The organism is Aeromicrobium sp. Leaf350 (assembly GCF_916858655.1).
Taxonomy (GTDB): Bacteria; Actinomycetota; Actinomycetes; order Propionibacteriales; family Nocardioidaceae; genus Aeromicrobium.
In genome coordinates this window covers 532,411-546,187 of sequence record NZ_CAKASL010000003.1, presented here as the reverse complement: position 1 = coordinate 546,187, position 13,777 = coordinate 532,411, and the positions used below count along the sequence as shown (strand labels likewise).

The 13,777-nt window shown below is 72.4% G+C and carries 12 protein-coding genes; 6 read left to right on the top strand and 6 right to left on the bottom strand.

The annotated features are described in order from the left end of the window. The first annotated feature begins 16 nt into the window (after window positions 1-16). Window positions 17-1,360 carry a deoxyribodipyrimidine photo-lyase gene (locus LO931_RS16275; protein WP_229054917.1) on the top strand — a complete coding sequence of 448 codons (1,344 nt, stop codon included), beginning with the start codon at window positions 17-19 and terminating at the stop codon, window positions 1,358-1,360. 34 nt (window positions 1,361-1,394) lie between these two features. After that, window positions 1,395-2,099 carry a hypothetical protein gene (locus tag LO931_RS16270; RefSeq protein ID WP_229054916.1) on the top strand — a complete coding sequence of 235 codons (705 nt, stop codon included), beginning with the start codon at window positions 1,395-1,397 and terminating at the stop codon, window positions 2,097-2,099. A gap of 33 nt (window positions 2,100-2,132) precedes the next feature. On the opposite strand, the gene LO931_RS16265 is transcribed toward LO931_RS16270, so the two are convergent. From LO931_RS16265 to pdxH, 3 genes are all read right to left on the bottom strand, one after another. Continuing rightward, window positions 2,133-3,404: an MFS transporter gene (locus LO931_RS16265; protein WP_229054915.1), complete on the bottom strand. Its 1,272-nt coding sequence runs from the start codon at window positions 3,402-3,404 to the stop codon at window positions 2,133-2,135. A gap of 53 nt (window positions 3,405-3,457) precedes the next feature. Further along, window positions 3,458-4,135, bottom strand: coding sequence for a DedA family protein (locus LO931_RS16260; RefSeq protein WP_229054914.1), 678 nt, complete (start codon window positions 4,133-4,135; stop codon window positions 3,458-3,460). Window positions 4,136-4,236: 101 nt separating this feature from the next. Further along, window positions 4,237-4,875 carry a pyridoxamine 5'-phosphate oxidase gene (gene pdxH / locus LO931_RS16255; protein ID WP_229054913.1) on the bottom strand — a complete coding sequence of 213 codons (639 nt, stop codon included), beginning with the start codon at window positions 4,873-4,875 and terminating at the stop codon, window positions 4,237-4,239. A gap of 35 nt (window positions 4,876-4,910) precedes the next feature. Here pdxH and LO931_RS16250 point away from each other — a divergent pair, with 35 nt between their 5' ends. From LO931_RS16250 to LO931_RS16240, 3 genes are all read left to right on the top strand, one after another. Next, the gene (locus tag LO931_RS16250) at window positions 4,911-6,017 is read left to right on the top strand and encodes a citrate synthase 2 (RefSeq protein ID WP_229054912.1); all 1,107 of its coding nucleotides are present in this window, start codon (window positions 4,911-4,913) and stop codon (window positions 6,015-6,017) included. Between the two features lie 62 nt (window positions 6,018-6,079). Next, a complete protein-coding gene (locus LO931_RS16245) occupies window positions 6,080-6,907 on the top strand; it encodes an aldo/keto reductase (protein ID WP_229054911.1) in 828 nt (275 codons plus the stop codon). A 58-nt stretch (window positions 6,908-6,965) separates the two neighbouring features. Beyond that, entirely contained in the window at window positions 6,966-7,829 is an 864-nt protein-coding gene (locus LO931_RS16240; protein WP_229054910.1) for a hypothetical protein, read from the top strand. A 474-nt stretch (window positions 7,830-8,303) separates the two neighbouring features. On the opposite strand, the gene meaB is transcribed toward LO931_RS16240, so the two are convergent. Continuing rightward, on the bottom strand, window positions 8,304-9,275 hold the full coding sequence (gene meaB / locus LO931_RS16235) for a methylmalonyl Co-A mutase-associated GTPase MeaB (protein WP_229054909.1): 972 nt from the start codon (window positions 9,273-9,275) through the stop codon (window positions 8,304-8,306). A 112-nt stretch (window positions 9,276-9,387) separates the two neighbouring features. Between meaB and LO931_RS16230 the strand changes: the two genes are divergently transcribed. Next, window positions 9,388-9,699 (top strand): hypothetical protein, encoded by a 312-nt coding sequence (locus tag LO931_RS16230; protein WP_229054908.1) that lies wholly within the window; start codon window positions 9,388-9,390, stop codon window positions 9,697-9,699. A gap of 14 nt (window positions 9,700-9,713) precedes the next feature. On the opposite strand, the gene scpA is transcribed toward LO931_RS16230, so the two are convergent. Together scpA and LO931_RS16220 are read right to left on the bottom strand one after the other, a co-directional pair. Further along, window positions 9,714-11,900 (bottom strand): methylmalonyl-CoA mutase, encoded by a 2,187-nt coding sequence (gene scpA / locus LO931_RS16225; protein ID WP_229054907.1) that lies wholly within the window; start codon window positions 11,898-11,900, stop codon window positions 9,714-9,716. 2 nt (window positions 11,901-11,902) lie between these two features. Then, window positions 11,903-13,726: a methylmalonyl-CoA mutase family protein gene (locus tag LO931_RS16220; protein ID WP_229054906.1), complete on the bottom strand. Its 1,824-nt coding sequence runs from the start codon at window positions 13,724-13,726 to the stop codon at window positions 11,903-11,905. Between the last annotated feature and the right edge of the window lie 51 nt (window positions 13,727-13,777).

Below are 13,777 nucleotides of genomic sequence, written 5' to 3'. Positions count from 1 at the left end.
CACGCACGATGGGCCGGTGACAACTTCCGTGATGTGGTTCCGTCGCGACCTGCGACTGCACGACCAGCCGGCCCTGCGCGAGGCCGTCGAGGCCGGTCCCGACGGCGTCGTGCCGCTGTTCGTGCTGGACGACAAGCTGTGGGAGGCGGCCGGTCCCGTCCGGCGTGCCGGGCTCGTCGCGGTGCTCCGCGACATGTCCGAGCGCATCGACGGGCTGCACGTCGTGCACGGCGATCCGCGCACCGAGGTGCCGCGGGTGGCCCGCGCCGTCGAGGCCGCCTCGGTGCACGTCAGCGGCGACCACGGACCGTACGGCGCGGCGCGCGACCGCGCGGTCGAGGAGGCTCTCGCGGACCAGGACGTGCCCCTCGTGCGCACCGGCTCGGCGTACGCCGTCTCCCCCGGTCGCATCACGAAGTCCGACGGCAGCCCCTACCGCGTCTTCACCCCCTTCTACCGGGCCTGGCGCGAGCACGGCTGGCGTGCTCCGGCCCCGGCGGTGCGGTCTGCCCCGTGGATCCGCCCCGAGGGCCGCACGCACCGGATCCCGGACGTGTCCCTGCCCGACGGCCTGGAGCTGCCCGCCCTCGGCGAGGAGGCGGCACGGCGGCGCTGGCACTCCTGGGTCGACGACGTCGGCGCCTACGACGACGTGCGCAACCTGCCCGGACGCGACGAGACGTCCCGGATGTCGCCGCACCTGAAGTGGGGCACGATCCATCCCCGCACGATGCTCGCCGACCTCGCCGAGCGCCGTTCCGCGGGCGCCGATGCCTACGCGCGCGAGCTCGCCTTCCGCGACTTCTACGCCGACGTCCTGCACCACCGTCCCGACTCGGCGAGCGGCTACTACGACCGCAAGTTCGAGGCCATGCGGTACGACGCGCCGGGCGACGGCTTCAAGGCCTGGCAGGACGGCACGACCGGCTTCCCGATCGTCGACGCCGGGATGCGGCAGCTGCGCGGCGAGGGGTGGATGCACAACCGCGTGCGCATGATCGTGGCGAGCTTCCTGGTCAAGGACCTCCACGTCGAGTGGACCCACGGCGCGCGGCACTTCCTGGAGTGGCTCGTCGACGGCGACCTCGCCTCCAACCAGCACGGGTGGCAGTGGACGGCTGGCTGCGGCACGGACGCCTCGCCCTTCTTCCGCGTGTTCAACCCGACCACCCAGGGCGCGAAGTTCGACCCGGAGGGCGCCTACGTGCGGCGCTGGGTGCCGGAGCTGAGGGACGTCGAGACCCGCTACGTGCACGAGCCGTGGAAGGCCCCGGCGCCGCCCGCCGACTATCCGGCCCCGGTCGTCGACCACGCGGAGGAGAGGACCGAGGCGCTCGCCCGGTACGACGAGATCCGGTGACCGGATCGGCCGTGCGCCCCACTAGCGTGGTCGCATGGTGACGATCCCGGCGCGCTTCAACGGGCCCGACCACTCCGGCAACGGCGGCTACGTCTGCGGTCTCATCGGTGAGCAGGTGCCGACGGACGGACCCGTGACCTCGATGCTCCGGCTTCCCCCGCCGCTCGACGTGCCCCTGGCGTGGGAGCGCTCCGGCCAGGAGGTCCGCCTCGAGACCCACGGCGGTGCACTCATCGGCACGGCGTCCCCCGGCGCGTTCGAGCGGGAGCCGTTGCCGTTCCCCGACGCCGACCTGGTCGCGGCCGGGCTCGCGAGCTACCCCGGCTTCCACGACCACCCGTTCGACCGCTGCTTCACCTGCGGCACCGCCCGCGAGGAGGGCGACGGCCTGCGCCTGTTCACCGGCCCGGTCGGCGCGGACCGGACCGCGGGACCGTGGCACGCCCACGCGGCCCTGGCCAGCGGCGGGGCGATCCCCGATCCCGTGACCTGGGCGGCGCTCGACTGTCCCGGTGGGTGGGCCGCCGACTTCACCGCCCAGACCATGGTGCTCGGGCGCATGACCGCCCAGCTGATGGAGCCCGTCGCCGCCGGCGACGACCTGCACGCGAGCGGCCGCCTGGACGACCGTCAGGGTCGCAAGTTCATGACCTCGACCGCGCTGCACCGCCCGGACGGCACTCTTGTCGGTCGCTCCGAGCAGGTCTGGATCGAGGTCGACCCCGCCCTGTTCGCGTAGCCCCGCTCGTCCAGCCCAGCTCGCCACCGGCTCCTAGGGCGTCGGCTCGCGCGCGTCGTAGGCCCGGAAGCCGGGCTGACGCCACGCCAGCACGCCGACGACCAGCACGCAGAGCGAGCCTCCGACGACCATCGCGCCGCCCTCGCCCATGCCCGCCGCGAGCGCGCCGATCAGGAAGTCGCCGAGGCGCGGCCCGCCCGCGACGACGAGGGTGAAGATGCCCTGCATGCGGCCGCGCAGCTCGTCGGGAGCCGCGGTCTGCAGGATCGTCGAGCGGAACGCAGCGCTGACCATGTCGGCGCCGCCGGAGACCGCGATGCAGCCGACGCACAGCCACAGCAGACCGGCCGCACCCGTCGCGGCGAAGCCGGCCACGGCGACCGCCGCCCCGTAGACCGCCACCGCGACCAGCACGGCCAGGCCCTGGCGCCGCACACCACTGACCCACCCGGACACGAGGAACGCGGCGAAGGAACCGAGGGCCGGCGCCGCCTGCAGGAGTCCGAGGGTGCTGGCCGAGGACGCGAACACGCTCAGCGCCAGCGCTGGCATCAGGGCGCGCGGCTGGGCGAGCACCATCGCCACGATGTCGACCACGAACGTGGCCCGCACGTTCGGCGCCCTCCTCAGGAAGGTCAGGCCGTCGACCACCGACCGCAGTCCCGGCACGGACGGCGCCCCACTGGGTGGGGGCATCGCCGGCAGGCGGACCAGGGCGTAGAGCGAGGCCGTGAACGTCAGGACGTCGACGCCGTACGCCGCCTCGACGCCGTGCCAGGCGATCACGGCACCGCCACCCAGGGCACCCACCGAGAACCCCAGGGTGAAGGCCGCCATGCCCAGCGCGTTGGCGGCCGGCAGCAGCTCGGGAGGCAGCAGGCGCGGCAGCATCGCGCCGCGCGCCGGGTTGTTGACCGCGAACATCGCCGACTGGACCGCGACGAGCCCGTAGAGCAGGCCGACCGACTCGTTGCCGAGCAGGGCCTGCACGAAGAAGGCGATCGAGCAGATCCAGAGCCCCATCGCCGACCACAGGGCGACCGTGCGCCGGTCGTACGCGTCGACGAGTGCGCCTCCGTACAGCCCGCCGGCCACGAGAGGGAGCAAGCTGCTCAGGCCGATCAGGCCGACGGCGAAGGACGACTCGGTGAGGCGGTACACCTGGTAGCCCGTCGCGACGATCGTCATCTGGGCGCCGATGTTGGAGATCGTCTGCCCGGTCCAGACCCGTCGGTAGTCCGCGGAGTGCCGCAACGGCCGGAGGTCGGTCAGGAGCCCGGCACCGCGCCGCGTACGTTCAGCCACCGCAGCATCGTCGCACCCTGCAACCACCGCGTGACGACCCGTCCGCGGGACGGTCAGAGCTGGATCTCGCCGATCAGCGGGGAGAAGGACGACCTGCGGGCCCGCGGTGCGTCGATCGCCCGCTCCGCCGACACCACGTCAGGCGCGGCCACGACGCGGCGGACCCCTCCGACGACGCGCACCACGAGCATCGGGGTCACGACCAGCACCGCCACGACCAGACCGATCCACACCGCACGCCCGAGCAGCCCGTCCGCGGCGTCGGCAGCGACCGCGACGACCGATCCCCCACCCACGTAGACGCCGGCCCACGTGCAGGAGCCGGCGAACGACGCCAGCACGAAGGAGCGGTAGGAGAGCCCCGACGCTCCCGCGGCAGCGGGAGTCACGGTGCGGAGCACCGGCAGCAGACGCGTGCCGAAGACGGCCACAGCGCCGCGGCGACGCATGAGGTCCATCGCGCGGTCGAAGTGCTCCACGCCGAGCCGCTGCACCGGGCGGAGGGTGCGCAGCCGGTCGCCGTAGCGCCGACCGAGCAGGTAGCCCACGTGGTCACCAGCGCACGCTCCGACGGCGACGAGCCCGGCCAGCAGGAGCATGAGCTCCCAGGTCGGCATCGTCGCGGTGAGCACGACGATCGCCGTCTCGCCGGGCAGGAACATGCCGATCCCGAGGCCGGACTCCGCGAAGGCGATGCCCAGGCCCGCCAGGAGAGACCACACGACGTGCACGAGGCCAACCTCCACCCGCCGGGCGTCCTCCGGCGGACGGCGCGTCGACGACCGGGTGAACTCCCGGTGCAGAGCCGGTGCAGGGCGCGTTCAGGGCCGGTTCAGGGCGCCAGACGCTCCCGCCGCCACGCGTCGCCCTCGGCGACGAAGCGGATGCGGTCGTGTAGACGGTTCGGTCGGCCCTGCCAGAACTCGAAGGACTCCACCCGCAGCCGCAGCCCGCCCCACGTGTCGGGTCGGGTGCCGGCGGACGGGGAGGCGGCCACGGCGTCCCACCGACGCTCGAGCTCGGCGCGGTCGGCGACGACCTGCGACTGCGGCGAGGCCGCGGCGCTGATGCGCCCGCCCGGCGGCCGGGACTCGAAGTAGGCGTCGGACTCCTCGGCGCTGATCGGGGCGACCGGGCCCTCGAGCCGGACCTGCCGGGACAGGTCGTGCCACAGGACGACCGCCGCGGCCCGCGGGTTCGCGGCGATCTCCGTGCCCTTGCGCGACGCGTAGCTCGTGTGGAACACGGCGCCTGCGGCATCGAGCGACTTCAGGAGCACGATGCGGACCGACGGCACTGCGTCGGTCGTGGCCGTCGCGAGGGCCATCGCGTTGGGCTCGGTGATGCCGGCCGAGACCGCGTCGGCGAGCCAGCGGTCGAACAGGACGTACGGATCGGTGCCGGCCGCCTGCTCGTCGAGGCCCGTCTCGCCGTACTCACGCCGCATCGCGGACAGTTCGGGGGTGACCATGACCACACCGTAGCGAGGGTGGCACGATGAGCCCCATGACTGAGGTACACCACGGACTCGAGGGCGTCATCGCATTCGAGAGCGAGATCGCCGAGCCCGACAAGGAAGGATCGGCCCTGCGCTACCGCGGCGTCGACATCGACGACCTGGTCGGCCGCGTGCCGTTCGAGAAGATCTGGGGCCTCCTGGTCGACGGCGCCTACGAGCCGGGCCTCCCGCCCGCCGAGCCGTTCCCCATCCCGGTTCACTCCGGCGACATCCGGGCCGACGTGCAGAGCGCCATCGCGCTGACCGCACCGGCCTGGGGCATGAAGCAGCTCTACGACATCGACGACGTCCAGGCCCGCGAGGACCTCGCCCGCGCAGCCGTCATGGTGCTCTCCTACGTCGCCCAGGCCGCCCGCGGCGTCGGCCAGCCGTTCGTGCCGCAGAGCGAGATCGACGAGTGCTCGACCGTCACCGAGCGCTTCCTCAAGCGCTGGCGTGGCGAGGTCAACCCCGACCACGTCAAGGCCATCGACGCCTACTGGGTCTCGGCCGCCGAGCACGGCATGAACGCCTCGACCTTCACCGCCCGCGTCATCGCCTCCACCGGCGCCGACGCCGCGGCCGCCCTCTCGGGTGCCGTGGGCGCCATGTCGGGACCGCTGCACGGCGGCGCCCCGGCCCGCGTCCTCACGATGATCGAGGAGGTCGAGAAGCTGGGCGACGCCGAGGCGTACGTCAAGAAGCTCCTCGACTCCGGCGAGCGCCTCATGGGCTTCGGCCACCGCGTCTACCGCGCGCAGGACCCCCGTGCGCGCACGCTGCGTCGCACCGCGCAGGAGCTCAAGGCACCCCGCGCCGAGGTCGCCGAGGCGCTCGAGAAGGCCGCGCTCAAGGAGCTGCGCGAGCGCCGCCCCGACCGCGTGCTCGAGACGAACGTCGAGTTCTGGGCCGCGATCATGCTCGACTACGCCGAGATCCCGCCGCACATGTTCACGGCGATGTTCACGTCCGCCCGCACCGCCGGCTGGAGCGCGCACATCCTCGAGCAGAAGCGCACGGGTCGCCTGATCCGCCCCTCCGCGATCTACACCGGCCCGGCCTCGCGTCGCGCCGACGAGATCGAGGGCTGGAACCCCGAGTGGGCCACGGTCTGACCGGCACCCGCCTGGACTGAGACGCGCGGGCGGGCTCACCACCCACGCCCTAGCGTGGGGGCATGACCATTCGCGACCTTCCCCTGAACGACTCCGTCACGATCCCCCAGCTCGGCTTCGGGGTCTTCCAGGTCGATCCCTCGGAGACCCAGAAGGCCGTCGAGACGGCCCTCGAGGTCGGCTACCGGCACATCGACACGGCCCGCATCTACGGCAACGAGGAGGCCGTGGGCGCCGCCCTCAAGGCGTCCGGCCTGCCGTCCGACGAGGTGTTCGTGACGACGAAGCTCTGGAACTCCGACCAGGGCGTCGACGAGACCCTGGCGGCCTTCGACGCGAGCCTGGACCGCCTGGGGCTCGACGTGCTCGACCTCTACCTGATCCACTGGCCCACGCCCGAGCGCGGCCTGTTCGTCGACACCTGGAAGACGTTCGAGAAGCTGCACGCCGACGGCCGGGTCCGGGCCATCGGCGTGTCCAACTTCCGCGCCCAGGACCTCCAGACGCTCTCCGACCAGGGCCTCACGACGCCGTCGATCAACCAGGTCGAGCTGCACCCGGCCCTGACCCAGGTCTCGCTGCGCGAGTACCACGCGGCCAACGGCATCCTGACCGAGGCGTGGAGCCCGCTCGCGCAGGGCGAGGTGCTCGAGGAGTCGGTCATCACCGGCATCGCTGCCGCGCACGACGCCTCTCCCGCCCAGGTCGTGCTGGCGTGGCACCTGGCGATCGGCAACGTCGTGATCCCGAAGTCGGTCACCCCGTCGCGCGTCGCCGAGAACTTCGCCGCGACCGAGGTCGAGCTCACCGACGCCGAGATCGAGCAGATCAGCTCCCTGGACCGCGGCCACCGCACGGGGCCGGACCCGGGCACCTTCAACCGCGGCTGAGCCCAGCGCGGTCGAGCCGACCGCGAGGCGCGCCCCCGACCGGCCCTATCCTGACGCCGTGAGATCTGTCGCGGTCAAGGTGCTGGTCGGGGTCGTGTCCCTCATCGCCTTCGTCGCCGTCTCGATCGGGCTGGTCACCCCCGGCGGGACCGAACGACCGGACTCCGCCCCGGACCCCTCACCGTCACCGTCGTCGAGCGTCCCCTCTGCCGAGCCCACCGCCGAACCACCGCCTGCCGACCCGGCGGCCCTGGCGCCCGCGTCGGTCGCCGGAGTCTGGCCGGGCCGTCCGGCCTCGACGACCGAGACGGCAGGCGTCGTCGACTGGTGCCCCGCCGTGCAGGCCGACGTCTCCGCGGCCGCCGCCCGCGAGGTCGGCGACGAGGCCGCCCGGGCCGCCGCCTGCAGCGCCGTGGCCTTCACCTTCGACGTGCGCTACTCGCGCCTCTCCCTGCCGCGGCAGACGTACGCCCGGGAGGACTTCGCGCCGGCGGAGGCACGCCTGACGGACGCGAGCCGCGCCGAGACCTACCCGGGTCGGATCGACGCGGTCGTCGCCGCGCCGCGCAGCAGCGCCGCGCGTGAGGCGACCGGACTGGTGCTGCTCGACGGCCCCGGGCCCGGCGCCGGCCGCCAGTTCTTCGGCGAGCCGTGGACCGAGACCGGCTACACGGACCGGGCGGTGTGGGTCGACCCCGCGTGGTCGACCGTCCGGGTCGACCTCGAGCGGGGTGGCTCGCGACCGCGGCTGCGGGTCAGCCTCGAGGCGTCGGCCGGCGTGCCGGTCTGGAACCCGGGGAAGGGCGTCGCCGAGAAGCTCACCATCGCGACGACGTCGACCTACGTGCTGGACGGGCCCGACTGGCGGGTCAACGGGTGGACCCTGACCCAGGACCGGGCCGGATTCGCGCCGCTCCCGTAGGGCGAAAGTCCCGGAAAATGATGCCGGGCCGACCATCCCCCCGAGATGGTCGGCCCGTATGGCACTGAGGAAAGACTAGCCCGGCCTAGTCCTTTGTGACTAGTCATTCATCCAGATTCTCCGTACCTGGTGACGGGACGTGCCCGGTCGCTCGGGTCTGGCGGCGCCGCACTCGAGGCGCTGACCTGCGACGATGCCCGCCTGGAGACCACACTCCGGTGCGCCGAACCGCGCCCACGACTCTCACAGGCGTCTCGCATCCTGAGATCTTGGGATCCTCACAGCGAGATCGACCGAGGAGCCCTCGCCTAGTTCGACCGGGCTATGTTTCACTGGTCATGTCGGACCGGAGAGTCGTCCATCTCCCTGTGACGCGATCGCCCCCATCATCTGCGGTCGCCGGTCCTGACCTAGGGCCCGCGCCGCTCCCTGCGCGGGCCCTCCCTCTTGCCAGAAGGACCCGGCGTGGCGGCACTACTCGTCGTACGCGGCGAGCAGACGGTCCGCAGCCTCTGCGGCGCCGAGGCGGCCCGCGAGGATCTCCTCGCGCACCTCGGCGCGGACGTCGCGCACGCCCTCGTGACGGCGCAGGCGGTCCTCGAGCTCGTCGCGCACGAGTGCCCAGGTGAAGTCGAGCTGCTGCTGGGCGCGCTTCTCGGCCAGCCCCCGGTGACCCAGGAACTCGCGGTGCCGGAGCACCCGGCTCCACACCGTGTCGATGCCGGTGCCCTCGAGGCCCGAGCACGTCAGCACGGGCGGAACCCAGTCCTGCGTGCCGGCGTAGACCATCCTCAGGGCGCCCGCGAGGTCCTTGGCCGTGACCTCGGCCTCCCGCACCCGCTCGCCGTCGGCCTTGTTGACCGCGATGACGTCGGCGATCTCCAGGATGCCCTTCTTGATGCCTTGGAGCTGGTCACCGGTCCGCGCCAGGGTGAGGAACAGGAACGTGTCGACCATGCCGGCGACGGTGATCTCGGACTGACCCACGCCGACGGTCTCGACCAGCACGACGTCGTAGCCGGCCGCCTCCAGGATCGTCATGGCCTGGCTCGTGGCGCGGGCGACGCCGCCCAGCGTGCCGGCCGACGGCGACGGGCGGATGAACGAGTTCGGGTCGATCGCGAGGGTCGACATCCGGGTCTTGTCGCCCAGCACGGAGCCGCCGGTGCGGACGCTCGACGGGTCGACGGCGAGGACCCCCACCTTGTGGTCGCGCCCCGTCAGGTGCGTGCCGAGCGCCTCGATCGTCGTGGACTTGCCGACTCCGGGCACTCCCGAGATCCCGACGCGCACCGCGCCCCCGGCATCGGGGGTCAGGGCTGTCAGCAGCTCGCGCGCCGCGGCCCGGTGATCGGCCCGCCGGGACTCCACGAGGGTGATGGCCCGCGAGATCGAGGCACGACGCCCCTCGCGAACTCCGTCCGCCAGCTCACCCAGGTCGATCACCCTCGAAGTCTAGGGCGGTGCTTGTCCACAGGCAGCCTGCCGGGTCCTCGCAGGGTGTCGGCAGGCCCTGGCAACGTGCGCCGAGAACCGCGACACTGAAGGAGTGCTGTCCATGAACGAGCCCCAGGTCTGGACGTCGATCGGCGTCCTCGCCTCCTCCCTGTTCGCCGCCCTCGCGTTGATGTCGACCCTCTTCGTCCGCGTCATCCAGGCCGAGTTCGGGTCGGTCCGTTCGGAGATCGGTTCCCTGCGCAGCGAGATGACGACCGAGATCGGATCTCTGCGCAGCGAGATGAAGGCCGAGATCGGGTCGGTCCGTTCCGAGGTGCGTCGGGTCGAGGAGGTCATGACGGCGCGCTTCACCCATCTCGACCGCGACGTCCAGGCCGTCGCGCGCAAAGTCTTCGGCGACGACGCCGCCTGAGCGGCGCCCTCGCCTCAGTCCTGCAGCTGGGTGCGGAGCTTGTCGAGCAGCGACAGCGCCGAGTCGGCGATGACGGTGCCGGGGAGGAAGACCTCGGCCGCGCCCATCTCCTTGAGCGTCGGCACGTCGTCGGGCGGGATCACGCCACCCATCACGACCATGATGTCGGCCCGACCCTGCTCCTCGAGCGCTCGCTTGAGCTCGGGCAGCAGCGCCAGGTGGCCCGCCGCCAGGGAGGAGACACCGACGATGTGCACGTCGGCGTCGATCGCCTGCTGGGCGACCTCCTCGGGCGTCGAGAACAGCGGGCCCACGTCGACGTCGAAGCCCATGTCGGCGAACGCCGTCACGATGACCTTCTGGCCGCGGTCGTGCCCGTCCTGGCCCATCTTGGCCACCAGGATGCGCGGGCGTCGGCCCTCGGCGTCCTCGAACTCCGCCGTCGCGTCGATGACGCGCTGGACGTTGCCACCCTGACCGGCCTCGGTGCGGTACACACCCGAGATCGTACGGATCACGGCCTGGTGCCGCCCGTAGACCTTCTCGAGCGCGTCGGAGATCTCGCCCACCGTGGCCTTCGCCCGCGCCGCGTCGACCGCCAGCGCCAGCAGGTTGCCGTCGAGCGAGCCGTCCTTGGACGCCCCACGCTCGGCCGAGGCCGTCAGGGCCTCCAGGGACCGTCGGACGTCGTCGTCGTCGCGCTCGGCGCGCAGACGCTCGAGCTTGGCCACCTGCGCCGCGTACACGGCCGCGTTGTCGACCTTGAGCACGTCGAGCGGATCCTCGTCGCGCAGACGGAAGGTGTTGACACCGATGACGGCCTGCTGGCCGGAGTCGATGCGAGCCTGGGTGCGGGCGGCGGCCTCCTCGATGCGCATCTTCGGGATGCCCTCCTCGATGGCCTTCGCCATGCCGCCGGCGGACTCGACCTCCTGGATGTGGGCCCAGGCGCGGTTCGCCAGCTGCCGGGTCAGCTTCTCGACGTAGTACGAGCCGCCCCACGGGTCGATGCTGCGCGTCGTGCCCGACTCCTGCTGCAGCAGCAGCTGGGTGTTGCGGGCGATGCGAGCGCTGAAGTCGGTCGGCAGGGCGATGGCCTCGTCGAGCGCGTTGGTGTGCAGGCTCTGCGTGTGGCCCTGCGTCGCGGCCATCGCCTCGATCGCGGTGCGCTGCACGTTGTTGTAGACGTCCTGCGCGGTGAGTGACCAGCCGGAGGTCTGCGAGTGCGTGCGCAGCGAGAGCGACTTGGGGTTCTGCGGGTCGAAGTCCTTGACCAGGCGGGCCCACAGCGCGCGGCCGGCGCGCATCTTGGCGACCTCCATGAAGAAGTTCATGCCGATGGCCCAGAAGAAGCTCAGCCGCGGCGCGAACGCGTCGACGTCCAGGCCCACGTCCAGGCCCGCCCGGATGTACTCCACGCCGTCGGCCAGCGTGTAGGCGAGCTCGAGGTCGTTCGTCGCCCCGGCCTCCTGGATGTGGTACCCCGAGATGCTGATGGAGTTGAACCGCGGCATCTTCTGCGCCGTGTACGCGAAGATGTCGGAGATGATCCGCATCGACGGCGCCGGCGGGTAGATGTAGGTGTTGCGGACCATGAACTCCTTGAGGATGTCGTTCTGGATGGTCCCCGCGAGCTGTTCCGGCTTCACCCCCTGCTCCTCGGCCGCGACGATGTACAGCGCCAGCACCGGCAGGACGGCGCCGTTCATCGTCATCGACACGCTCATCTCGTCGAGCGGGATGCCGTCGAAGAGCGTGCGGGTGTCGTAGATGGAGTCGATCGCGACGCCGGCCATGCCGACGTCGCCCTTGACCCGCGGGTGGTCGGAGTCGTAGCCGCGGTGCGTCGCCAGGTCGAAGGCGACCGAGAGGCCCTTCTGGCCGGCCTTGAGGTTGCGGCGGTAGAAGGCGTTGGACTCCTCGGCGGTCGAGAAGCCGGCGTACTGGCGCACGGTCCACGGCTGCGTCGTGTACATCGCCGGGTACGGACCACGCAGGAACGGCGCCTGACCCGGGTACGTGTCGAGCGCGTCAGCACCCTCCAGGTCGTCCGACGTGTAGAGCTCCTTGACGTCGATGCCCTCGGGGGCGGGCCACGGCTCGACGCCGTCGGCCGCGCGGGCGTAGGCCTCGGCATCCCCCGTGGGCTCCTGCTCGGGGTCCAGCGGGAAGTCGGCGAAGCTGCTGGGGACTGTCGACATGATCAGACCAGCTCCTCTCGGGTCGTGCGGAGGAAGGCGAGGGCGTCGAGCCCCGCGAAGGCCTGCGCGTCGGCGCCCACGTCGACCTTGCCGGCCACGACGACGTGGCGGGCACCGGCCTCTCGGAGTGCCGCGACGAGCTCGCTGCCCCACTCCGCGTAGGCCTTGTCGTTGCCGGTCAGGCACACCACCGGGGAGCCGTCGTAGGCCGCGACGACCTCGTCGACACCGGCGGTCGGTCCGGCCGTGACCGTGTCGATGCCACCCGCGGCGAACAGGTTGGCCGCGAAGGTCGCGCGGGCGGTGTGCGCCGCGACGGGGCCCATCGTCGCGAGGAAGACCGTGGCGGCCGCGCGGTCGTCGCGCATCTCCTCGAACTCGTGGGCGTAGCGGAAGACGACCTGCTCGGTCGGGTAGGGGCGACGTTCGGGCAGCTGCTCGTGCAGGTTCGGGAACTCGCTGACACCGGTGAGCGGCATCGCGCGCTTCGCGATCTGAAGTCCGCGGGCGTCACGCGTCGCGTCGATGCGCTCGGCGACGAGGTCGAGGGACGACAGCACTCCCCCGGCCGACTCGAGCTCGCCGAATCCGGCCCAGGCCGCGCGGGCGAGGTCGTCGGTCAGCTGCTCGACGAGGTGCGAGCCTCCGCCGGGATCGGTGACCTTGGCGACGTGGGACTCGCTGATCAGCAGGCTCGAGGTGTTGCGCGCGATGCGGCGGCTGAACGCCTCGGGCAGGCCCAGGGGCTCGTCGAAGGGCAGCACCGTGACGGACGCGGCGCCACCGACGCCGGCGGCGAACGAGGCCACCGTCGTGCGGAGCATGTTCACGTAGGGGTCGTACGTCGTCATCATCGGGCGCGAGGTCACCGCGTGCTGACGCTGACCACGCTGCGCCTCGGCCACACCGGCGAGCTCCGCGACGCGGGCCCACGTGCGGCGGGCCGCACGGAACTTGGCCATCGTTGGGAACTGCTCGTCGGTCGCCGCGATGCGGAACTCCAGCAGCCCGGCCGCGTCGTCGACCGACAGGCCGGCCTCGGTCAGCACCCGCAGGTACGTGGCGCCGGCAGCCAGCAGGTAGGCGAGCTCCTGCACGTCGGAGCCGCCGGCGTCGTGCACGGCCGTGCCGTCGACCACGATCGCCCGGATGCCGAGCGGGAGCGCCAGGCGGGCGGCCTCCACGGCCAGGTCGAGGTCGGTCTGCCCGGTGCCGCTGCCCAGACGGGTGCGCACCGCGGTGCCGATGGGGTCCACACCGAGGTTCGTGCCGTGGTGGGCCTGCACGGCCTTGTCCTCGATCACGGCGGCCAGCGCGCGGGCCGCGGACAGCGGGTCGTGGGCGTCCTGCACGACGACCGGGGCGAGATCGACGAACACGGGCTCGAGGATGCGCGCCAGGGCGTCGGTCGGGGTGCCGGCCTCGCCCAGCGTGATCCACAGCGAGCTCACGCCGTTCTCGAGGTCGGTCATGACGTCGTCGGCGGTCCGCTGGGCGTCCGGGTCGGTGAACCAGGCGCGGACGTCCCACGCGCGGTTCTCGCGGAGCGCCTCGGCGCCGCGCGTGAACGGCGCCTGGCCCGGCAGGCCCGTGGCGGGCAGGTCGGCCGTCAGCTCGGGCGTGCCGAGCGGCGTGACCTCGATGCCGTCGAGCGTCGTGGTCGTGAGCGTCGACCAGGCCTCCGCGTCGGGGGCGTCGTCGGCGAGCCTGCGGCTCTTGCGCAGGACGGTGGCCGTGGCCTTCTCCCACGCCTCACGCGTGGACGTGAGGCCCTCGGCGAGCGGGACGGTCACCTCGGCGGGGGCGGCCGGCGTATCGGCTGACATGAGTCGCATCGTACGAGGCCCGGGGCCGACACGCCCACTCGGCCCGGTCAC

Coding starts and splice junctions, on each gene's coding strand:
- LO931_RS16270 (WP_229054916.1), top strand. CDS start 1,395: ATGGTGACGATCCCGGCGCGCTTCAACGGGCCCGACCACTCCGGCAAC.
- pdxH (WP_229054913.1), bottom strand. CDS start 4,875: ATGGTCACCCCCGAACTGTCCGCGATGCGGCGTGAGTACGGCGAGACG.
- LO931_RS16250 (WP_229054912.1), top strand. CDS start 4,911: ATGACTGAGGTACACCACGGACTCGAGGGCGTCATCGCATTCGAGAGC.
- LO931_RS16245 (WP_229054911.1), top strand. CDS start 6,080: ATGACCATTCGCGACCTTCCCCTGAACGACTCCGTCACGATCCCCCAG.
- LO931_RS16230 (WP_229054908.1), top strand. CDS start 9,388: ATGAACGAGCCCCAGGTCTGGACGTCGATCGGCGTCCTCGCCTCCTCC.
- scpA (WP_229054907.1), bottom strand. CDS start 11,900: ATGTCGACAGTCCCCAGCAGCTTCGCCGACTTCCCGCTGGACCCCGAG.
- LO931_RS16220 (WP_229054906.1), bottom strand. CDS start 13,726: ATGTCAGCCGATACGCCGGCCGCCCCCGCCGAGGTGACCGTCCCGCTC.